At 55.3% G+C, this 19,325-nt stretch carries 19 protein-coding genes and 3 pseudogenes; 13 read left to right on the top strand and 9 right to left on the bottom strand.

Features of this window, described 5'->3' with window-relative positions; all coding sequences use genetic code 11:
• The first annotated feature begins 56 nt into the window (after positions 1–56).
• The 5 genes from QZR30_RS09515 (at position 57) to QZR30_RS09495 (ending at position 5,444) form a co-directional block, all read left to right on the top strand.
• A complete protein-coding gene (locus QZR30_RS09515; RefSeq protein ID WP_046068047.1) occupies positions 57–1,376 on the top strand; it encodes an NAD(P)/FAD-dependent oxidoreductase in 1,320 nt (439 codons plus the stop codon).
• Between the two features lie 46 nt (positions 1,377–1,422).
• The gene (locus tag QZR30_RS09510) at positions 1,423–2,751 is read left to right on the top strand and encodes an MFS transporter (RefSeq protein ID WP_046068048.1); all 1,329 of its coding nucleotides are present in this window, start codon (positions 1,423–1,425) and stop codon (positions 2,749–2,751) included.
• A 40-nt stretch (positions 2,752–2,791) separates the two neighbouring features.
• Positions 2,792–3,694 (top strand): dihydrodipicolinate synthase family protein, encoded by a 903-nt coding sequence (locus QZR30_RS09505; protein WP_046068049.1) that lies wholly within the window; start codon positions 2,792–2,794, stop codon positions 3,692–3,694.
• 1 nt (position 3,695) lies between these two features.
• Positions 3,696–5,186, top strand: coding sequence for an aldehyde dehydrogenase (locus tag QZR30_RS09500; RefSeq protein ID WP_056845900.1), 1,491 nt, complete (start codon positions 3,696–3,698; stop codon positions 5,184–5,186).
• A gap of 105 nt (positions 5,187–5,291) precedes the next feature.
• Positions 5,292–5,444, top strand: a complete 153-nt coding sequence (locus QZR30_RS09495) for a GntR family transcriptional regulator (RefSeq protein ID WP_080944608.1) — start codon at positions 5,292–5,294, stop codon at positions 5,442–5,444.
• 181 nt (positions 5,445–5,625) lie between these two features.
• On the opposite strand, the gene QZR30_RS09490 is transcribed toward QZR30_RS09495, so the two are convergent.
• Both QZR30_RS09490 and QZR30_RS09485 read right to left on the bottom strand, forming a co-directional pair.
• Positions 5,626–6,330, bottom strand: coding sequence for a helix-turn-helix transcriptional regulator (locus QZR30_RS09490; protein ID WP_046068051.1), 705 nt, complete (start codon positions 6,328–6,330; stop codon positions 5,626–5,628).
• Between the two features lie 2 nt (positions 6,331–6,332).
• A complete protein-coding gene (locus tag QZR30_RS09485; protein WP_311903240.1) occupies positions 6,333–7,265 on the bottom strand; it encodes an NAD(P)-dependent alcohol dehydrogenase in 933 nt (310 codons plus the stop codon).
• Between the two features lie 197 nt (positions 7,266–7,462).
• Between QZR30_RS09485 and QZR30_RS09480 the strand changes: the two are divergent.
• Positions 7,463–7,683 (top strand): annotated as a pseudogene (locus QZR30_RS09480) (AraC family ligand binding domain-containing protein); the annotation flags it as partial.
• On the top strand, positions 7,680–8,468 hold the full coding sequence (locus tag QZR30_RS09475; protein WP_046068053.1) for a carboxymuconolactone decarboxylase family protein: 789 nt from the start codon (positions 7,680–7,682) through the stop codon (positions 8,466–8,468). The pseudogene QZR30_RS09480 and the gene QZR30_RS09475, both read left to right, overlap by 4 nt.
• Positions 8,469–8,473: 5 nt before the next feature.
• Here QZR30_RS09475 and QZR30_RS09470 read toward each other — a convergent pair whose 3' ends face one another.
• A complete protein-coding gene (locus QZR30_RS09470; protein WP_311903239.1) occupies positions 8,474–9,388 on the bottom strand; it encodes a LysR family transcriptional regulator in 915 nt (304 codons plus the stop codon).
• 320 nt (positions 9,389–9,708) lie between these two features.
• Here QZR30_RS09470 and QZR30_RS09465 point away from each other — a divergent pair, with 320 nt between their 5' ends.
• Together QZR30_RS09465 and QZR30_RS09460 are read left to right on the top strand one after the other, a co-directional pair.
• Positions 9,709–10,155 carry a putative quinol monooxygenase gene (locus QZR30_RS09465; protein ID WP_311903238.1) on the top strand — a complete coding sequence of 149 codons (447 nt, stop codon included), beginning with the start codon at positions 9,709–9,711 and terminating at the stop codon, positions 10,153–10,155.
• 38 nt (positions 10,156–10,193) lie between these two features.
• Positions 10,194–11,108, top strand: coding sequence for a LysR family transcriptional regulator (locus tag QZR30_RS09460; protein WP_311903237.1), 915 nt, complete (start codon positions 10,194–10,196; stop codon positions 11,106–11,108).
• A 90-nt stretch (positions 11,109–11,198) separates the two neighbouring features.
• Here the strand turns inward: QZR30_RS09460 and QZR30_RS09455 are convergent, their stop codons facing one another.
• Positions 11,199–11,801, bottom strand: coding sequence for an XRE family transcriptional regulator (locus QZR30_RS09455; RefSeq protein ID WP_311903236.1), 603 nt, complete (start codon positions 11,799–11,801; stop codon positions 11,199–11,201).
• 160 nt (positions 11,802–11,961) lie between these two features.
• Between QZR30_RS09455 and QZR30_RS09450 the strand changes: the two genes are divergently transcribed.
• The 3 genes and pseudogenes from QZR30_RS09450 (at position 11,962) to QZR30_RS09440 (ending at position 13,202) form a co-directional block, all read left to right on the top strand.
• Positions 11,962–12,657, top strand: a complete 696-nt coding sequence (locus QZR30_RS09450) for a B3/B4 domain-containing protein (RefSeq protein ID WP_311903235.1) — start codon at positions 11,962–11,964, stop codon at positions 12,655–12,657.
• 17 nt (positions 12,658–12,674) lie between these two features.
• Positions 12,675–13,004 (top strand): annotated as a pseudogene (locus QZR30_RS09445) (TrbI/VirB10 family protein); the annotation flags it as partial.
• A pseudogene (locus QZR30_RS09440) lies at positions 13,001–13,202 on the top strand (DUF2274 domain-containing protein). The pseudogenes QZR30_RS09445 and QZR30_RS09440, both read left to right, overlap by 4 nt.
• A 139-nt stretch (positions 13,203–13,341) precedes the next feature.
• Here QZR30_RS09440 and QZR30_RS09435 read toward each other — a convergent pair.
• From QZR30_RS09435 to QZR30_RS09415, 5 genes are all read right to left on the bottom strand, one after another.
• Positions 13,342–13,593: a hypothetical protein gene (locus tag QZR30_RS09435; RefSeq protein ID WP_311903234.1), complete on the bottom strand. Its 252-nt coding sequence runs from the start codon at positions 13,591–13,593 to the stop codon at positions 13,342–13,344.
• Between the two features lie 100 nt (positions 13,594–13,693).
• Positions 13,694–14,320, bottom strand: a complete 627-nt coding sequence (locus tag QZR30_RS09430; protein WP_311903233.1) for a LysE family translocator — start codon at positions 14,318–14,320, stop codon at positions 13,694–13,696.
• A gap of 85 nt (positions 14,321–14,405) precedes the next feature.
• Positions 14,406–14,900, bottom strand: coding sequence for a LuxR C-terminal-related transcriptional regulator (locus QZR30_RS09425; RefSeq protein WP_311903232.1), 495 nt, complete (start codon positions 14,898–14,900; stop codon positions 14,406–14,408).
• A 16-nt stretch (positions 14,901–14,916) separates the two neighbouring features.
• Entirely contained in the window at positions 14,917–16,359 is a 1,443-nt protein-coding gene (locus QZR30_RS09420; protein WP_311903231.1) for an amidase, read from the bottom strand.
• A gap of 244 nt (positions 16,360–16,603) precedes the next feature.
• Positions 16,604–17,503, bottom strand: coding sequence for an alpha/beta fold hydrolase (locus QZR30_RS09415; RefSeq protein ID WP_311903230.1), 900 nt, complete (start codon positions 17,501–17,503; stop codon positions 16,604–16,606).
• Positions 17,504–17,878: 375 nt separating this feature from the next.
• Between QZR30_RS09415 and QZR30_RS09410 the strand changes: the two genes are divergently transcribed.
• Positions 17,879–19,252, top strand: coding sequence for an amidase family protein (locus tag QZR30_RS09410; RefSeq protein WP_311903229.1), 1,374 nt, complete (start codon positions 17,879–17,881; stop codon positions 19,250–19,252).
• The last annotated feature ends 73 nt before the right edge of the window (positions 19,253–19,325 follow it).

Here is a 19,325-nt window from a genome sequence, read left to right as displayed (position 1 = left end):
TCCTGCGCATTGTGTTGTGTTGGACCCGGTAATGCATCCAACTTTACGGTCCTACTATTATGAAAGTTACCTCCCTACCCGCCGACGATAATAGCTGTGGCTGGTTTCATTTAAGCCGACCGCGCAAGCCGAAACCCGCCCACGAGGGGCACAGCACTGCCCGTTGGGTGATTGTTGGTGCGGGCTTTACCGGGCTGGCGGCAGCACGGCAACTGGCGTTGAACTTTCCCAATGTCGAGGTCGTGCTGGTTGAGGCTCAGGAGGTGGGCCTTGGGCCATCCGGCAGGAACGCCGGATTCGCTATCGATCTGCCCCATGATATCGGCGCTGAGGATTACATCGGCGACATCGCCCTTGCCAAGTCTAGTCTGAAGCTCAATCTGGCGGGGCAATCCATTCTGCGCGACTTGGTCGATCAACACGGCATCGATTGTCAGATGAAAGCCTGCGGCAAGTACCAGGCAGCCGTGGAGGACCGCGGGATCGCGGTACTCGAAGCCTATCGGCGTGGGCTGGATAAGTTGGAGCAACCCTATCAAATGATTGAGCAAGATGAGTTGCCTAATCATCTGGGTACGCACTTCTACCGTAAGGCGTTATACACACCGGGTGCCGTGTTGCTTCAGCCGTCGGCACTGGTCAAAGGGCTCGCTGACCATTTGCCAGCCAACGTGACATTGTATGAGCGTACGCCGATTCTCGAAGTTGAGTACGGTGCGAAAACCGTACTGAAACATGCCAATGGAAGTATCACCGCCGACAATCTGATCCTGGCGAACAACTCTTTTGGCATGCGCTTTGGTTTCCTCAAGGGCCGGATGTTGCCCATCTATACCTACGGCAGTATCACGCGGCAATTGACGTCAGAAGAGCAGGCACAACTCGGTGGAAAACCGTATTGGGGCGCGATCCCAGCTGATCCATTTGGGACCACCGTCAGGCGTACACCGGATAACCGCTTGCTGATCAGAAACAGCTTTAGTTTCAATCCCGACGGCCGCAGTGACAGTCGATATAACGAGCGATTCATACGCCGGCATAAAGCCTCGTTTGATAAACGCTTTCCCATGTTGCCCAACGTCAATTTTGAATACACCTGGGGCGGTGCATTGGCCATGACTCGTAACCATAACGGTTTCTTCGGTGAGTTGGCTCCCAACGTTTATGGCGCGTTGGGTTGCAATGGCCTGGGTGTGACCCGCGGCACAGTGACAGGGCAATTGCTTGCAGATTGGCTCGCTGGCCAACGTGATGAACGGATCGACTTTCTATTGAACGCACCAGGGCCGAACAGTAACCCGCCGCAGCCGTTTCTCTCGTTGGGCGTCAACGCAAACCTCAAATGGGGGCAGTACCGCGCCGGTCGAGAAAGCTGAGGTCACTTTAGCTGGCTATTGCAAGCACTAAGGATAAGGACAAGAAATGAAGAGCGCTGTTGTTTCAATTGAAGACGTCCCGCTGAATGGGTTTCATCGGCTACTGACTGTTCGTTCAGGCGGCGGTTCCTTTGTTGACGGATACGTTCTGAGTATTATCGGCGTCGCGCTGATACATATGTCAAAGTCCCTGGCGCTGGATGATTTCTGGGAGGGCATGATTGCCGCCTCCGCACTGATCGGAATTTTTTTCGGTGGCTTCCTGGGCGGTTGGTTGACCGATGTCATGGGGCGAAAGCGTCTCTTGTTTGCGGGCCCTACCTTATTCATCGTCGCGTCCTTGGCACAATATTGGGCCGAGTCGGCCGTCGTTATATTTTTCCTCCGGTTGTTGTTGGGTATTGCCGTTGGTATCGAATACCCAGTGGCGACATCGTTACTCGTCGAATTCCTTCCCAAGAAATACCGTGGCCCACGATTGGCGATGCTGACCATCCTCTGGTTCGCCGGTGCCGCGACCGCCTACATCGTCGGCGAAGTCATGTTCAACGCATTGGGTCCGGATGCCTGGCGACTGGTACTGGCCAGCGCCGCAGTGATCGGCGCCCTGTTGTTTACCGTGCGTCTGGGCACGCCGGAATCACCGCGTTGGCTGATCAAGCAGGGGCGAACAGCTGAGGCCGAGGCGATTATCAAGCAGGTGTATGGCGAGCATTTCTCGCTGGCTAATCTGCCCGAGGAACCTGCCGGCGAAAAGATCACGATCTTAAACCTTGTGCATTCCGGTTACGGTAAACGCATGTTGTTTGTGGTGGTGTTCTGGACCTGCTCCGTCGTGCCGCTGTTCGCTGTTTATGCATTCGCCCCCAAAGTGTTGGCGGCGCTGAAAATAAGCGGTGATTCAGCCTCGCTGGGCTCGGTTGCGATCACATTGTTCTTCGTCATCGGCTGCATTATCTCCACCCGGATAATCAATTCGATCGGTCGGCGAAATCTGCTTATTTACAGTTTTCTGTGTTCAGGTTTGGCGTTGTTGGGTCTGGCCATCGGCCATGCGGGCCCGAGCCTTTTGGTGCTGTTCTTTTTCGTTGTGTACGCCCTGTTTATCGGCGGCGCACAAGTGCTCACACTGGTGTATCCCAATGAACTGTTTCCCACAGAAATTCGCGCATTTGCGGTCGGCGTAGGCACGTCGCTCTCACGCATCGGTGCCGCCGCGGGCACTTACTTGGTGCCTATCTCATTGAGCAAGTTAGGGATCGCCGAGACCCTGTATGTCGCCGCCGCCATTTCGTTGGTGGGGCTCGTATTGTCTTGGGTGCTGGCGCCTGAAACACGGTCACTCAACCTGCAACAAGCCGCCTCGTTGAATTAGCAATCCCTGGATCAACCTTGGAATTACTGGAGAAAACAGCATGAACTTTGACGGCATTTTTACCCCCGCGATAACTCCGCTCTCTTCGGATGGTCAAGTTGATTATTCGGCCTTTGATGAAGTGCTTGAATACCTGGTCGAGTCCAAGGTTCACGGCATCATTATCGGCGGCTCCACGGGTGAGTATTACGCTCATACGCCTGCTGAACGTCTGGCGGTGGCTGAACGTGCAAAGAGTGTCCTGCAAGGTCGTCTGCCGCTGGTTGTCGGCACCGGCGGGATCAGAACCGAGGATTCGGTGTACTTCGCTGAACAAGCCAAGGCGATCAAGGCAGATGCGATCCTGGTGGGTTCTCCGCCTTATGCCTTGCCCACCCAAAAAGAAATCGCCGCCCATGTGCTGGCGGTAGACAAGGCAGCAGGCCTGCCCATCATGCTCTACAACTACCCGGCGCGTATGGGGGTGGCCATGGGGGATGAGTTCTTCGAAGCGATTGCGCAGTGCAAGAACATTGAAGCAATCAAAGAAAGCTCCGGGGAAATGAATCGCCTGCATCGCTTGGCCTGCGCCCATCCTTCGATCCAGATCTCGTGCGGTTGGGATGATCAAGCCCTGGAGTTCTTCGCCTGGGGCGCTCGCAGCTGGGTATGCGCCGGCTCCAATTTCATTCCTCGCGAACACGTTGCGATGTATGAGGCCTGCGTGATTGAAAAAGACTTCGACAAAGGCCGCCGCATCATGTCGGCCCTGCTGCCGTTGATGGACCTCCTTGAAGGCGGCAAGTTTGTGCAATCGATCAAGCATGGCAGTGAACTGAGCGGCTTGCGTGCCGGTGGTGTCCGTGCGCCATTGCAGGCGCTGGAAGAGTCCGAGAAGCAGGCGCTCAAAGCGGTGATCCAAACGCTTAAGCAAAACGTCGCGCACATTGTGGGAGGTGCTTGAAATGGCTGGTCTGCTGAGTAAAGAAGCCTACCGCGAACTGGCCGGCAAGCTTGAGTTTCGCACTCAGGCGTTTATCGACGGCCAGTTTCGCAGCGCGAAATCGGGCCGCACGTTCACCACCACCAATCCGGCCACCGGTGACGTACTGGCCGAGATTTCGGCCTGTGATGCCCAAGACGTAAACGTGGCGGTGGCGGCTGCCAAGGCAGCGTTTGAAGATGCACGCTGGCAGGGTCTTTCACCTGCTGCACGTAAAAGCGTGCTGCTGCGTTTTGCCCAGTTGTTGGAGGACAACTCGCACGAACTGGCGGTACTTGAAAGCCTGGACAGCGGCAAACCCATCCGCGAGTGCCAGAACGTTGATGTACCGGAGACGATCCACACGCTGCGTTGGCACGCCGAACTGATCGACAAAATCTACGACGCTACTGCGCCGGTGGGTTCGGGCGCTGTGACTATGGTGGTACGCGAGCCTATCGGCGTGGTGGGCCTGGTGCTGCCGTGGAATTTCCCGCTGCTGATGCTCGCCTGGAAAATCGGCCCGTCGTTGGCTGCAGGTTGCTCTATCGTGGTCAAGCCGGCAAAGGAAACCACCCTGAGCGCGCTACGAGTTGCTGAGCTGGCTTACCAAGCTGGCGTTCCCGCCGGCGTGTTCAACGTGGTGCCTGGTGGTGGCAAGGAGGCAGGTGAACCGTTGGGCCGGCATGGTGACGTGGCCATGGTCAGCTTTACCGGCTCGACCGAAACGGGGCGGATTTTCCTCAAGTACTCCAGTGAATCCAACCTCAAGCGCATCGTGCTGGAATGTGGCGGAAAAAACCCAGCGGTGGTGATGAATGACGCCGAGGACATCGACCAGGTTGCGCAACACGTCGTGAACGGCGCCTTTTGGAACATGGGCGAAAACTGCTCGGCATCTTCGCGCTTGCTCGTTCATACCGACATCAAGGACGTGTTGCTTGAGCGTATTCAGGTGCACCTCAAAGACTGGAAAATGGGCGACCCCCTTGACCCGGACAACCGTTTGGGTTCTATGGTCAGCAAAGCGCATTTTGAGAAAGTGCAGTCCTACATCGACCATGCCAAGGACGAAAAGCTGACTGTTCTGGCGGGCGGAAATACCGTTGATAATATCTTCGTAGAGCCGACTATCCTGGACGGAGTAGGGCGTAGCAGTCGCCTGTTCCAAGAGGAAATTTTCGGCCCTGTGCTGAGTGTCACCACCTTCAATACCCTCGATGAAGCCATCGAACTGGCCAACGATACGGCCTACGGTTTGGCTGCGTCGGCGTATACCGGCAACCTGCGCAATGCATTGAAGCTGTCACGCGGCATTCGCGCCGGCATTGTGACCGTCAACTGTTTTGGAGAGGGGGATGCGTCTACGCCCTTCGGTGGTTACAAGGAGTCGGGGTTCGGTGGGCGGGACAAATCCATCTGGGCGCACGACCAATACACCGAGATAAAAACCATCTGGATCGACGCCTCCTGAGTGCTGCAGAGGGCGTGACGGCCTTATCGCCCCAGTCGCGGGACTGGGGCAATTTCGAGGCAGTAAAGGGCTGGGGCGAGCTGGGAAGCAACCGACGGAGTTGTCGTGAAGCGCGAGCAGGGTCTCTACGAACGGCTGAAGCAACAGATCCTGACATTGCAACTGCCGCCCGATCAGTTGCTCGATGAAGTGGCGCTAAGCGCTCAGCATGGCGTTTCTCTTACGTCTATCAGGGATATCCATCTGCCGGTCAGGTGAAGGATACGGGGTTATCCGATCTCATCATGGCGCCAGAGTCAGCTCATTGGGGCAGGCAAATACGCCGCGACTTTTTGATTGGGCATTATGCTGGGGCATTCTTTTCAAACCATCCAAAGCATGCCCTCAGATGGGCCATTATCGCCAGAGGCGCACCATCCGACGTCTTTTATTCCTCCGATCAGCATACCTCGCCAGAGCGGTTACAAGGCAAGACCTCATGAGCCCGCCATTCCTTAATAAGTTGGCGCCGGGTACGACTGTAGCGCTCGGCAAGCACTTCCAGTTTTGCGATGTCGTCCATAGCAATCACGCGAAACCGGTTGTCTGCTTCACACCACGCCGACAGGAAGCGCTTTGCGTCAATAAAGCCCAGCATGATCGGCCAGACAATTTGTTTATCTGCAGGTGCGTGGGGAATTGACAAGGTCATAAGCAGTTTGCGCTGTTCGCGCAATGCAAACCGAATTTCACTCAGGTCGATTGAAGTGGGAAGGTGGGCGTGGGCGCCCACGTAGAACGTTTCGTCGTCAAAGGTGTGACGCATATCCGCAGGCAACACGGCGTCAATTTTGGCCAGCGCGTTCTTCACCGCGAAGGCAAATTTATCGTCAGTCTGACGACTGACCCACTGGGCACCGACTACAAGTGCCTGAATTTCTTCTTCTGTAAATGCAAGCGGGGGTAACAGAAAGCCAGGTTTCAAAATATAACCTAAGCCGGGCTCACCCTCGATGTCGGCGCCCATCCCCTGCAAGGTCACCACATCGCGACGTATGGTGCGTAATGAAACGCCCAACTCCAGCGCAAGTGTCTGACCCGACACCGTTCTACGATGTCGGCGCAGCACTTGCATTAGCTCAAACAAACGGTGACTCCTAGCCATGCCTACTCCATCGCGATGACACCTTTACCGCCGAGCTTACGGCCTTTCTCAAGCTCAGTGATAAGTCGAATCGCCTCGGACATCGAAACGGTTTCCGCTACTCGGACGTTGTAGTGCCTCTCGCTGGCAGCCTTGGCAAGCTTATCCAATATCTCGGCGCGCGGTGAGCCTATGATCATTTTGAGTCTGCGATCAAAAAAAGCGCGGACAAACTTGCCAGGGCCGGGGTTCAGATCAAGAAATACGCCTCCTGATTTTAGCGTCGCAACGCCTCTAGATACCGGCAGCGTTGCCGCAGTGTCGTAAACCACGTCGAATCGATTAGCAACACTCGATAGCTGCATGTTCCGATAATCATAAACATTCTGCACACCCAGCGACTTTGCTCGCTGCATGTCCCTGTCGCTGCAGCTGCCCGAGACGACGGCCCCCTGCATCAGAGCTATTTGTACAGCCGCTTCGCCTACTGCTCCGGCACATCCATTGATGAAGACATGCTGGCCGGCTCGCAGCTTGGCCTTGTCTATAAGCCCGTTCCAGGCAGTTATACCTGGGGTGCCCAGGCAGGCGGCGTGCTCGAATGACACGTCATCCGGCTTATGGGCTAAAAACGCCTCTTTTGTGATAACGGCGTGGCCGAACGCTCCGCTTTCTTTAAATTGGGCGAGTCCAAACACGGGGTCACCGACTTTAAACCGCGTCACGCCTGCGCCGAGGGATATAACCGTGCCAGAGAAGTCCATTCCCATCGCGCGAGGGAACTTCCTGCCAGTAACGATCTTCATTTGTCCAATCCGCAGCTTCCAGTCAATTGGATTGATCGCTGAATACTTGACGCTGACACCGACTTCACCTTCGCCAGGGGGAGGCAGCTCAAAGTTCTGGACCTGCATGACCTCTGGCCCGCCATAGCTGCTGTACTCAATGCGTTTCATGATGCGTCTCCAAACTCCGGCATACGATTGGGGTAGTCACGGGGCGGAATCTACAGCCCAAGGCGGTCAGTTTTTGTCACCATCCGATCAGCATTCGATTTAGTTTTACGCACGCATTGCTGAGCCACGCTCATCGTTACATCAACCGAGGAACGGGTAGTTGAATTAACCCCCGTGCATTAGTTTGGTTAGAGGGATTGGTCGTCACGACGGGGGCCGGTTGGGTTTAGCAGAAGGGGCTGAGAAACAGATGATCAAGCCTGGCGATGTGATTTGGACGCCCCCTGGGGTCAAGCATTGGCATGGGGTAAACAGCACGACCGGCATGACCCACATGGCTATTCAAGAGTCATTTGACGGCAAAAATGTCGAGTGGCTGGAGCCTGTTATCGAAGCCCAACATGAGGCTTCATTATGAGTGTACGGACCGTTTCAATAGCGGCCATCGCGATATGTTTAACTGCCTGCGCCAGCCACGAAGCGGCGCTGACCAAGGAGATTTCCAACGTGCCAACATCAGCTGACATACGCGCCACTTCACCGATAATGGCGCACAATACCGACTCGTTACTCCTCGGCGACGTCTGGAAACGCCCCGAGTTGTCGCCCCGCGACCGAAGCTTGGCAACGGTGGCTGTACTGGTTGCGCGAGGTCAAACAGCAGAGATGGCCGCGCATTTCGACCTGGCGTTGAACAATGGCGTGACGCCTTTGGAGCTGTCCGAAGCAATCAACCACCTTGCGTTCTACTCGGGCTGGGGCAATGCCGCAGGCGCAGCGCCAGCGGCCAGGGAAGTGTTCAACCGGCACGGCATAGGCGCTGATCAACTGGCGCCGGTGTCGCCCGTGCTGCTACCCATTGATCAGGTTGCCGAAAACTCACGTGCAGCGAATGTCGACAAATCCGTGGGGGCCATTTCCCCGGGGTTAGTGCAGTACACCACCAGCGCGCTATTCAAAGACCTTTGGTTACGGCCGGGGCTAGCGCCCAGGGACCGTAGCCTGATCACCGTCACTACCTTGGTGGCAAACGGTCAGGTTGCCCAGATCGGTTACCACCTCAATCGCGCGATGGACAATGGCCTGACACAGACCGAGGCTAGCGAACTGCTGACGCATCTGGCGTTCTATGCTGGCTGGCCCAACGCGTTTTCGGCGGTACCGGTGTTTGGCGACGTGTTTACTAAACGACAAGAGAGCTGACGCCGCTAGGGGAGTGGCCCCATGGGTTCCAGTTCGCGAATCAGCTCAATCAGCAGGCGAAGGCCGACAGGTACTTGCCTGGAGCTTGAGTAGTAGATGTGAAAGCCTGGGTCGTAGTGAGTCCAGTCCTCCAGCACGCGCTTCAACGAACCTTGTTCGACATGACGTTCGACAATGGATGCTGGAACATACATCAGCCCTGCGCCGCGCGCTGCCAGAGCCACACCGACGCGCGTCTCATCCAGCGTAATAGCACCCGGCGCGTTAATCTCAATCTGCTGGCCATCTTTCGCAAATTGCCAGTGATAGAGATGCGAATTCCCCAGTCGTATCCGCAGACAACGGTGCCCGTGCAAATCTTTTGGGTGCGTCGGGGTGCCGAATCGTTCAAGGTAACCCGGCGCGCCCACGACGGCCCATGCCACGTCGGGCGATAGCCGCTGAGCGATCATGTCTTCGGGAACCGTCCCGCCAAAACGAATACCTGCATCATGGCCATCGCCAATAATATCGACCATTTTATTGGTCACGGTGAGGTCGACCTCAATATCCGGGTAGCGCTCAACAAACACCGGGAGGACGGGCCCCAGTAGCAGTTTGGCACCGTCGCTCAAGACGTTTAGACGGATACGCCCGGCGGGCTCATCGCGAAGTCGATTCAGGGTCTCAAACGCCTGCCCGATAGCGTTGACAGGAGAACTGATCAGTTCTTGCAACTCCTCGCCAGCGGCCGTAAGCGTCACACTCCGGGTGGTACGATTGAGCAATCGCACGCCAAGTCGCGTCTCAAGGCCTTTCATGGCGTGACTAAGTGCTGATGCACTGATCCCTACCTCCAGGCCGGCCTTTCTGAAGCTTTGATGCCGGGCGATGGCCAGAAAGTAAATGATATCTGCCAGGTTCGTGCGGCTTAGCTGCATGGATGACTCCGAACTTTTATTTGTAGGGGCACCTCAGACGGGTGCGGGCAAATCTACTTCATCCAGGAAGATGACCTCCTGGTGGGGTATGTCGGCATACACCGGCGCTTCGTAGCCCGCCGGATCGTGAATCACAAAGAATCCCAAGCGGTGATCTCCTGAGCGTGCAGGGTAGGCCTCTTCACACTTTTCAATCCTAGGTTGGGCTCAGGCTGCCCGCGAAGCGTTTTGGGCTCATAACAGTTATCTGGTCTGCTCATGAATGCTTTTGGCGCGTGCGCTGTAGCATGACTTCGCGAATAACCATCAGAGAACTATGAATGCGGATTTCAGCCCTGCACGCCACTGTTGTTGTGAGTTGTCTTTGGATGGGATCGGTGCTCGCCGCACCGCCGGCAGAAAAAGTCGTGCGTATTGCGCAACTGGTGATTGATCCGGCGCAACTGGCGGCATATCACGCTGCAGTCAAAGAGGAAATGGCTGACTCCGTTCGTCTTGAGCCCGGCGTGTTGGCGATTTATTCGGTCGCGGAAAAGGATCATCCGAATCGGCTGCACTTCTTCGAGATATACGCCGATGAGGCGGCATATCGAAGCCATATTGCGTCCGCGCATTTTCAGAAGTATGTGACAACGACCCAGCCGATGATCCTGTCCAGAGTGCTGATTGAAACCGATCCGATTCAACTCAGCGCCCAGCCGCCTCGACGATCGATTTTCCGGAGGGGGTTGGTCGGTCTCGTTCAGCCAAGACAGATGTCTATTTGATCGAGGGGGTATCAGCGCCATAGTCAAGGAGTAGCAAAATGTTGCGTGAGAACGCCAACGACCTACTGGTCTTCATTGCGGTTGCGCGAGAAAGAAGTTTCACCAAGGCAGCTTCACAACTACGCGTGTCTCAATCTGCGATGAGCCATACCATCAAGGCATTCGAAGAACGGTTAGGGATGAGGCTTCTAACCCGCACCACACGCAGTGTCACATTGACCGATGCCGGGCAGGCGCTCTACGACGGCATGAACCCTCACTTTGAGGCTATGGAAGCCAATTTCCAGAAGCTGCTGGGGCTTCGAGAAAAGCCGGCTGGCACCCTACGGATCACTGCCGCAGACTTCAGCTTTCATACGGTGTTATGGCCAGTGTTGGAAACCTTTCTGGCTCGGTACCCAGACATCAACGTTGAGGTGAACTGTGATTACCGACTGGTCGACATTGTTGCCGACCGTTATGACGCAGGCGTTCGGTATGGCGACACGGTGGGAGAGGGGATGATTGCTACACGGATTGCCCCTGACATGCGCATGGCCGTGGTAGCAACGCCAGATTACTTCGCGGTGCATGTGCCCCCTGGAGAACCCGACGAACTTGTCGGCCATAACTGCATCAACATGCGGTTTCCCACCCATGGCGGTATCTATACCTGGGAGTTCGAGAAAGAAGGTGTCACCAAGAACGTTCAGGTCAGCGGGCAACTCGTCGTCAATGGTGTTTATCAGACACTTGATGCCTGTCGGAGCGGGGCAGGAGTAGGGTATCTGCCGGAAACACTTGTTCACCAGCATATCGCCAAGGGCGACTTGATTCGGGTGTTGCACGACTGGTGCCCGCCGTTCGCCGGATTTCACCTGTATTACCCCAGTCGCCTTCAAGCCTCTCCGGCGTTCAGCCTTTTGGTTGAAGCACTGCGCTATCCCCGACGCGCCCAAGAGGGAGATGATTGAATACCGGCGTGTCATCACTGTTATGGGAGTAGCAGCGTTGGCTGGTTCGCCCACTTTGCAGATGCTCACGGGCTGCCAGTCTGCCGGTATCTACTGATGCAGCTCCGTCACGGACATGGTGAACACCAACTTGGATCTGCCAGGGTTGGAATAGGAGTGAGGCACATCGGTTTTCGCCACTGCCGAGCTTCCCGAAGGGATGACCAACTCTGTTTCTCCTACCACGCATTTCAGCGTGCCTTTTTCCACATGAAACAGTTCAAGCGTGCCCTGAGGATGCCCCTGTGAAGCGAAAGATTCGCCTGGGTGCATTTCCCAACGCCACAGCTCGATCATATTTGGTCCGGAGGTTCCCGCCAGAAGGCGCGCTGTGCCTCCCTGATCCCCGGTCCAGAGGGTGGGAATATCTTTACTGTCGATGATATGGGCGGATGGGGCTTCGGTCACATTGACGAAGTCTGCAACAGACAGGCCCAACGCTGCGGCGATTTTGCAAAGGATGCCGATACTGGGGTTCGCCGTACATTTCTCTATTTCGACAACCATTCCTTTGCTCACGCCAGCGCGGCGGGAAAGCTCATCCAACGTGATCTTCTGGGCTTTGCGCGCCTGTTTGAGCGTGCGCGCAACGGCTAGGCTGACAGCTTGAGCATCAGCACCTAGGGTAGTCGACAAGCTGGTATTCGCGGTCATTGATGAGGGTTATGGGAAAAATGTGCTGGGATTCTCGACCTTTGTCAGCAGCTCCGTCAATCGGCTCAGCCGTTATAGCAGATGATAATGGTCATTATATTGACTTTATTGGTCGTCGCTGACTAGCATGAAATGACATTTAGGTTCCTGGAGGTTTTTGATGCTGTCCGTACTGCCGTTAATCGATCAAGCCGTTGCCGAGCTGGCGCCGGAGTTCAGGGCCCTGAGTATCGTGGTGGAAGCTGCACCACTGGCTCATCCTGAGGTGGCCCAGGCTGCGCTGGACCGTGCTTGCAAGGCTGTGCAGGAAGGCGGGCCGAGCTGGGGAGAAGCCCATTTGGTCGCATGGGCTGACACGTTCCGAAAGTTTGGCGCCAAGCCGCAGCGCACGCCTTGTTCAGCAGAGGCGCTGCGCAAACGAGTTTTACGTGACGGCAGCTTGCCTAGCCTGGATCCCATCGTCGATCTCTACAACGCAATCAGCATTGAGTACGCCATCCCGGTTGGCGGGGAAAACATTGAAGCCTATGTGGGCTCCCCACGACTGGTAGTCGCCGATGGCACCGAACCTTTTGACACTATGAAAGAGGGTGCTCCTGCTTTCGAGTATCCAGATGCCGGCGAGGTTGTCTGGCGCGATGACCAAGGCGTGACCTGCCGTCGCTGGAATTGGCGGCAAGGTGTCAGGACCCGTCTCGGTGCTGACGCGAAGAGCATGTGGTTCATTCTGGAGAGTCTGCCAGCGATGCCGCTTGAAGCTTTGACGGAAGCGGGGGACAGGCTGATCGAAGGATTGCAGCAAATGATGCCAGGTGTTCAGATCGAAAGCTCACTGATTGGTCCTGGGGCCAAATAGTCGATAGACAACCGTATGATCCGGCTGGTTACGCTGGCCTGAAGGATGGTGTCGATTGGCACTGGGATCGCATCTTTGCAGGTGCCGCGTTGACGACATTGCTGGGTGTCGGCGCGGAGTTGGCTGCACCGGAGAATCGCCAAAACGGTGGTCGCGTCATCATCGCAGGGCGTGACAGCATGCAGGACAGCGTGAATGACGTCGGGCAGGAAATGACCCGACGCAACCTCCGCATCCAGCCAGCGCTCACTGAGCGTCCCGGATTGCCGATCCGCGTCATTATCAATCGCGATTTGATTCTGAGGCCGTATCAGCCTCTGTTCTTTGATCGGGGAATCTCAAGATGAGCACGTCGCCCAAGCTCCGACTGGGGCCGCTCCCTAAGACCGAGAGCGTCAAGCACCATCTTGTGTCCAGCGAGATTGAAAGCCGACTTGGACCGCTATGCGGCATTGCACGGTCAAGCGTATGGCGAGACTGTCGATGCGGCGACTCTCATTCCGTACATGCTGGAGGCCTTTATGGCAGGGGGGCAGGGGATTTAGAAGGGCGACCCGAAATAGCCACGCTGGACACACTAGGCTTACGGTACCCCGCTGCGCATTCGGGGGTCCTAAAGCCTGGATCGAGCGCGGGGGCTGGTTCAACTTGGCTAGGAAACGGTCCTCAAGGACGGCTGGACTCTTAGCCAAGCCGGCCATGGCGTTCGAGTATTCGCATCAAAACGCTGTTCGCATGACTGAAGTTCTCTTTCTGATCGCGAAGCTCATAGGCCCATTTTTCGCCGTGGAAGAGATTGTTGCGTAGGCGCCAGACGATCATCAGGAGAGCCAACATTCGGTCGAGTGGAGTGTCGTTCACCCCTTCAATAACTGCCTGAACGAGATCAAGGTGGTCTGAGGGCCGGAGTTGCAGGTGAGGGAAACGGTCACTCAATTCACCGTCGGCATAGTAACGACTCCGAAAATAGGCAAGCTCCGCCTCGTAGAGCTCAGCTCGATAAAGTGTCGATGGGCAGACAAGCTAAATTAGCACGTTATTTTTGGGTCAGGGTTGCTATCGAAAGACCGGAAACAACGAAGGTCAATCCTGCCCCCACGTTTAACCCGTTGATCACTTTGGGCTTGCGTTGCAGCCACGTCGAAAGGCTCGTCGCGAAAATCCCCATGAGGGCGAAGCCCAGTGCGGTTATACCCGCGAACCAGGCGCCGTATACCATCATTTGCAACGTGACCGAGCCCAGCTTTGGGTTGACGAACTGAGGAATGAATGCGAGTACAAAGAGGCCCGGCTTGGGATTCAGTGCTGCAGACAGAAAACCGGTGAGGAATATTTTTTTCAAGGGCTGGCGCGCGGCAGGCTGAAAGTTGATCAGGCTACGCGAGCGCAAGACTTTGATACCGAGCCAAAGCAAGTAGCTGGCCCCGATCACCTTGACGATCCAGAAGGCCAGCACTGAGGTCTGCATCAAGAGCGTCAACCCCAGGGAGGCGGTTGTCACGTGAAAGAGGATTCCGGTGCCCGAAGCCATGCCTGAGATGGCAGCCGCCAGTCTTCCCTGGCTGAGCCCCCTGGCGATTGCCAGCAGGTTATCTGGCCCTGGGGAAAGCACCAGTAAAAGACAGGCGGCGGTATAGGTCAGCCAAATATCCAATGGGAACACAATTATTCTCCTTTTGTGTTTGGGAGCCCGCCCCGGGGCTTTCGGGATGAGCGCCATGCGGCCTGATGATAGGATAGCAGGCTCTTTAGCCCAGCACGCCCAGAACGGTCGCTCTCACCACGGCTGCGGTTTTATTGGTAGTGCCCAGCTTGGCGATAGCATTTTTACTGTGAAACTTCACAGTGTCGAAAGATACCGAGAGAATTTGTGAGATCTCGCACTGGGTTTTTCCGTCGGCTGTCCAGCGCAGGATCTCGATTTTCCGGGCGGTCAACCGCCAGTAGGATTCCTCGAGTTCCTGCGGTTTGAACAGGCGGCTCAGTGCAACGTGAGTGGCATCGGCCCGCCAGCGCATTTTCAGCTCTTTGTCATTCAATTCGCTGAAGGTGAGCGGCTCCTCGTTGCGGGCGAGCGTCAACATGCTGAAGGTGCCGCTGCTGCTGATACTGGAACATGTCCAGCCCACCCTCAGGCCCGCGTCACCCGCTTCCTTCCAGAAGCAGGGTTCCTGTTCGAGCAGTGTACTTTCCCAGACAAAGGGCAGTTGGGTCAGCCGCGCCTTTTTGACGACCGGGTCCAATTGCACATAGTCCTTTTCATCGTATAAGTCGGTCGGGAAATGCTCTCTCGTAACAGAGCGCTGCACTGAGGACGTCTGAGTCCGCTCCACGTGATCCAATGATTTGCAAACCAATTGGCAGCCCCTCCTTGCTCAAGCCACATGGCACAGAACAGGCTGGCTGCTGACTGAGATTGATGGGGAAGCTAAATGAGCACCATTCAGTCCAACTTTTTGCATCGCTGGACCGAGGGACGTCTCTACCCACCTCAAAGGGAAGGATTGGGACGGATGGAGACATGATAAAGTCGAAATCAGAAAGTAAATTATCCATCGCCGAGCCATATCTGTTCCGCCAAACCTCTGCCTCCAGCCTCTCGACCCCACTGTATCTGCGCCCAACGATAGCGGCCCGGACGAGTCCTGGGTCAAGGTTGGCATGGTTTCGCGTGCTGATTGATGTCAGAAGATTTGCCGCCCCGATATACCAGTGTCGGTTGTACATCTCGAGGAGCTCATCCTGATAAGGGAGCCGCATCTCAGTCACCGACGCCCCTGCCGCTTCCAAACCTACGAGTGTTGCTTCAATAGCCGTCGCCACTTGTCCATCCACGTTTCCGATGCAGGGTGTACGCCAGTATCCAATTCGTTTGCCTCTCCATGTGAATGGCGCCAAAGAAACGTTCGGGAACGCCATCGGCGGTTGCGTCCAATCACGTAAATCTCGACCTGATAGAACCCCAAGCATCGCCGCAGCGTCAGCGACAGTACGCGTAATTGGACCGATGTGCGCTACTGTGCCGAACGAACTAGGTGGGTAGACAGGAACGCGGCCGTGACTGGGCTTTAGCCCAAAAACTCCGGTGAAGGACGCTGGTATCCGGATGGAGCCACCACCGTCCGTACCGAGGTGTAACACACCCGCCCCGCAGGCGGCCGCTACAGCCGCCCCTCCCGAAGAGCCACCTGGTGTACATGTTGGATCCCACGGATTACGCGTCACACCGAACGCTGCGCTGTCAGTAACCGTTTTCCAGCTGTATTCCGGAGCGGCAGTTTGGCCGATGAACACTGCCCCGGCTTCGCGCAGCCGAGAAACGGACGGTGCATCTTGATTGCTCGGCGTTCCCGGCGTTGTCATACTTCCATAGCGGACGCTCCATCCCTCAACGTGGAAGATGTCCTTAAGGGTCGTCGGGATACCATCGATAAGCGAAAGCGGCTTCCCATTCCGCCAACGCTTTTCAGACGCCTTGGCTGCTGTCAGCGCACCATCGAAATCAATATATGTAAAGGCGTTCAACGCATCTTGAACTTTTGTGCAACGATCAAGCGCCGCACGCACAACGTCAACAGGTGACAGATGCCGACTTTTATAAGCTGCCAATAGCGTCGCGCTGTCCAGCTCACACAGATCCGGCCAATCAATGTCCATTCTCAAATTCCCGTACTCAAATGCTTCTTTACGCTTCGAGCGCACGACCCTCACCCATTTGGGGGGGCAAAAAACTTAATACATTCTGTTATTGGCCTTGCATGGCATTGGTGTCTTGGCACGAGCCAGTATGCGCAATTACTTCGGCACTACAGCCAGCACTGGAAACCTATAAATTTTATTACCTGGTCGATAAGTACAGAGTAGCCTTTGAGTCTCGAATTGAAGCGCCTCGTTAACAGATGAGTTTAAGAGCGCTTGAGACACTGCCCTGTCTATTATCAAATTATTACGCCAAATGCGCTTGCCAACGATTGATAAATTCCAAAGTAAGCTTATTAACTTCGTTGGGGTTCGTGGCGCTCAAAAAATGGTGTCCACCTTCTACAGAAGCCAGTTCTGCGTTGCGCGAACGAGAGAACATCTTGATTTCCTTTTCAGCATGCGAGACAGAGTATACGACGTCGTTTGTGCCATGCAGCCACAAGACTGGGCAAGTTATCGAATCCAGACGACCCCGCAAACTATCTCGGTCGCGCAAGTTGATTGTGCACATGCGTAGGCGCGCTCTACCATCGTCGCCCTTGTAATTCTCTTTCAAGCGAGCCGTCCAAAATGAACGCATATCCGCATCTACGGTTGCGCCGAACGCTGGATCAATGAGGTCATTGCAGTATTGGTCGGACAACGCCCAGTCAGTACCGACTTGCTCAGCTAACTCCGATATCCACGGACTGCAGAATTGATCTGCGTTCCAGCAGCCGATCTCTCGGCTTTCGGCGCTTTCATAATCCATTGAGGTGCCAAGCAAAATAATCCCGTTGATTTTGGTTGGCGCGAGCAGTGCCATGCGCGCCGCAATCCATCCGCCCTGCGATGTGCCTAGGGCAAATGCTGAGCGAATTTCGAGGTTTTCCAGAACTTGAAGGTTAGCGGCTGCACTATCCCAATAGGTGAACTGCTCGCTGTTTGTACGAGTCGCTCCATGTCCATAAGGCTCAATGGCGAGCAAGTTTGTGCTGCCGCTCAAGCTACTATCTGAAAACTGCGCGCAAAAAAGCTCCGATGAAGTAGTAAAGGAGTTTATAAGCACAAGGGTTGGAAGAGCTGGATCAAAGTTTGCGCTTAGCCTGTATCCTATTTGGGAGCCGCCCAAATGAGTAATATCCATCGTCTTCAAAGTCGTCATCGTTGGTTTCCTTAATTTGTTCGAGGTACGGAACGTAATCTTAGTCCGCCAAAAAAACGCACGCCACACTAAAATTGCTGAGTTATGCAGCGAATCTTGCGGTTCTGCGTTCTCTTGCCAAAAGTTACCGGTCCGAGCAGTATGATGGTAGCCGCTTACGGATTCATTAATTGTCGGCTATTCCAAAGAGCGAATCTGCGTTACTTAATGGGCCCGTCGTAGCCTCACTGTCTACACGTCGGCGTCACTCAGCCAAGAGGTTGATAAGCCGCCTTCAGTGACTGCTGATCTCGAATGGAATAGCCTTCTTTACGGTGCTTACAGTCTCGTGACTTTAATGGCGAATCACTTAACACGGAATTCGGGGGGGGCAGAATGAAACTTAAGGAGGATAATGGCTCAATATCCGCGCTGACGGAGCTAATTAAGAGCGGTGCTACGACGGCGACCGACATCGCTCATGCCACATTTCACGCGATCGCCAATTGCGCCGACACCGCAATATTCACTTCAGTTACTCCCGAGAGGGCTTTCAGAGAGGCTGAAGCGTCTTCCAAGCGAATCTTAGAAGGTCGTTCCCTTGGAGTCCTTGATGGCATCCCTGTGGCGTGGAAGGATCTCTATGATTTGAAGGGAATGGTCACGCGCGCGGGGTCTCGCATTCTAGACCAAGGCCCGGCTCTGGTTGACGCTGAATTGGTGCGTCGCTTAACACATGCGGGCGCGGTGACGGTGGGGAAGCTGAATATGACTGAGTTCGCTTTTTCAGGGCTAGGGCTCAATCCTCATTATGGCACGCCAAGGAACCCTTGGGACCGGAAAGAACCACGCATTCCGAGGGGATCTTCATCAGGGTGTGGAGTCGCCGTAGCGCTTGGCCTTGTATCCGCAGCTATCGGAACAGACACAAGTGGCTCAGTGCGGATACCCGCTGCGCTCAATGGCATCATTGGATTTAAGACTTCGAGCGGGCGGTGGCCTCTTAATGGTTGTTACCCTCTTTCGCGCACTCTTGATACGGCTGGAGTCTTGACACAAACGGTCGTAGATGCAGCCGTTATTGATGCTGCTGCTCGTGGACTCGCCATAGCCGAGCGACCCCGCCGAACCGTTCGAGGCATACGGCTGGTTGTTCCCACAAACGCGGTTTGGGATGGCGTGGAGCCGGCCGTCCTCAGTAACTTTGAATCCGCGATCGGCCGTCTAAGTGATGAAGGTGCCGTTATAGAACGTCGGCGGTTGCCAGTTTTGGACGATGTGCTGTCACTAGGGGCTAGATACGGCACACTCGTTGCCATTGAAGCCTATGAGCTTCACGGCCACCGCTTGCTTACAACCGCAGCCAACCTGATGGATAGAAGAGTGAAGTCACGTCTAGTAGAGGGGGGCAGCAACAGCACTGAATCGGCGGCAGCACTGCGTACCTCGCGTGGATGCTTAATTGAATCTTTCGCTGCGCTATTTGATGGCAATACATTTGTCGCATTTCCAACAGTCCCCATTGTCGCTCCCCTCCTAGTGCTCCTTGAGAACGATGACGAAGCATTTGCCGCGACGAATGCGCTTATGCTCAGAAACACGATGATCGGCAGCTTTTTGAATTGGTGTGGCGTGGCCATTCCTAGCGGATTCGATGCGACTGGTCTTCCGACGTCTGTTCTTTTCTCAGGTGGGCCGGACGATGACAGCCAATTGTTGTTGGCGACAATCGCCATGGAGCCCTTGGTCCGTTCTAGCAGTTATCACTAACTGGGCTTGACAAAAGATAGGAAATAGAGACAGCGTGGTCAGTCGGATTGATAAGGTATGTCAAATTCAAGCG

This window comes from Pseudomonas sp. rhizo25, assembly GCF_031931935.1.
GTDB classification, from domain to species: Bacteria; Pseudomonadota; Gammaproteobacteria; order Pseudomonadales; family Pseudomonadaceae; genus Aquipseudomonas; species Aquipseudomonas synxantha.
Note: the sequence above shows the minus strand (reverse complement) of the source record. Positions and strands in the feature narration are given on the sequence as shown.

Coding starts and splice junctions, on each gene's coding strand:
- QZR30_RS09510 (WP_046068048.1), top strand. CDS start 1,423: ATGAAGAGCGCTGTTGTTTCAATTGAAGACGTCCCGCTGAATGGGTTT.
- QZR30_RS09505 (WP_046068049.1), top strand. CDS start 2,792: ATGAACTTTGACGGCATTTTTACCCCCGCGATAACTCCGCTCTCTTCG.
- QZR30_RS09500 (WP_056845900.1), top strand. CDS start 3,696: ATGGCTGGTCTGCTGAGTAAAGAAGCCTACCGCGAACTGGCCGGCAAG.
- QZR30_RS09490 (WP_046068051.1), bottom strand. CDS start 6,330: ATGGCTAGGAGTCACCGTTTGTTTGAGCTAATGCAAGTGCTGCGCCGA.
- QZR30_RS09485 (WP_311903240.1), bottom strand. CDS start 7,265: ATGAAACGCATTGAGTACAGCAGCTATGGCGGGCCAGAGGTCATGCAG.
- QZR30_RS09475 (WP_046068053.1), top strand. CDS start 7,680: ATGAGTGTACGGACCGTTTCAATAGCGGCCATCGCGATATGTTTAACT.
- QZR30_RS09470 (WP_311903239.1), bottom strand. CDS start 9,388: ATGCAGCTAAGCCGCACGAACCTGGCAGATATCATTTACTTTCTGGCC.
- QZR30_RS09465 (WP_311903238.1), top strand. CDS start 9,709: ATGCGGATTTCAGCCCTGCACGCCACTGTTGTTGTGAGTTGTCTTTGG.
- QZR30_RS09460 (WP_311903237.1), top strand. CDS start 10,194: ATGTTGCGTGAGAACGCCAACGACCTACTGGTCTTCATTGCGGTTGCG.
- QZR30_RS09455 (WP_311903236.1), bottom strand. CDS start 11,801: ATGACCGCGAATACCAGCTTGTCGACTACCCTAGGTGCTGATGCTCAA.
- QZR30_RS09450 (WP_311903235.1), top strand. CDS start 11,962: ATGCTGTCCGTACTGCCGTTAATCGATCAAGCCGTTGCCGAGCTGGCG.
- QZR30_RS09415 (WP_311903230.1), bottom strand. CDS start 17,503: ATGACGACTTTGAAGACGATGGATATTACTCATTTGGGCGGCTCCCAA.
- QZR30_RS09410 (WP_311903229.1), top strand. CDS start 17,879: ATGAAACTTAAGGAGGATAATGGCTCAATATCCGCGCTGACGGAGCTA.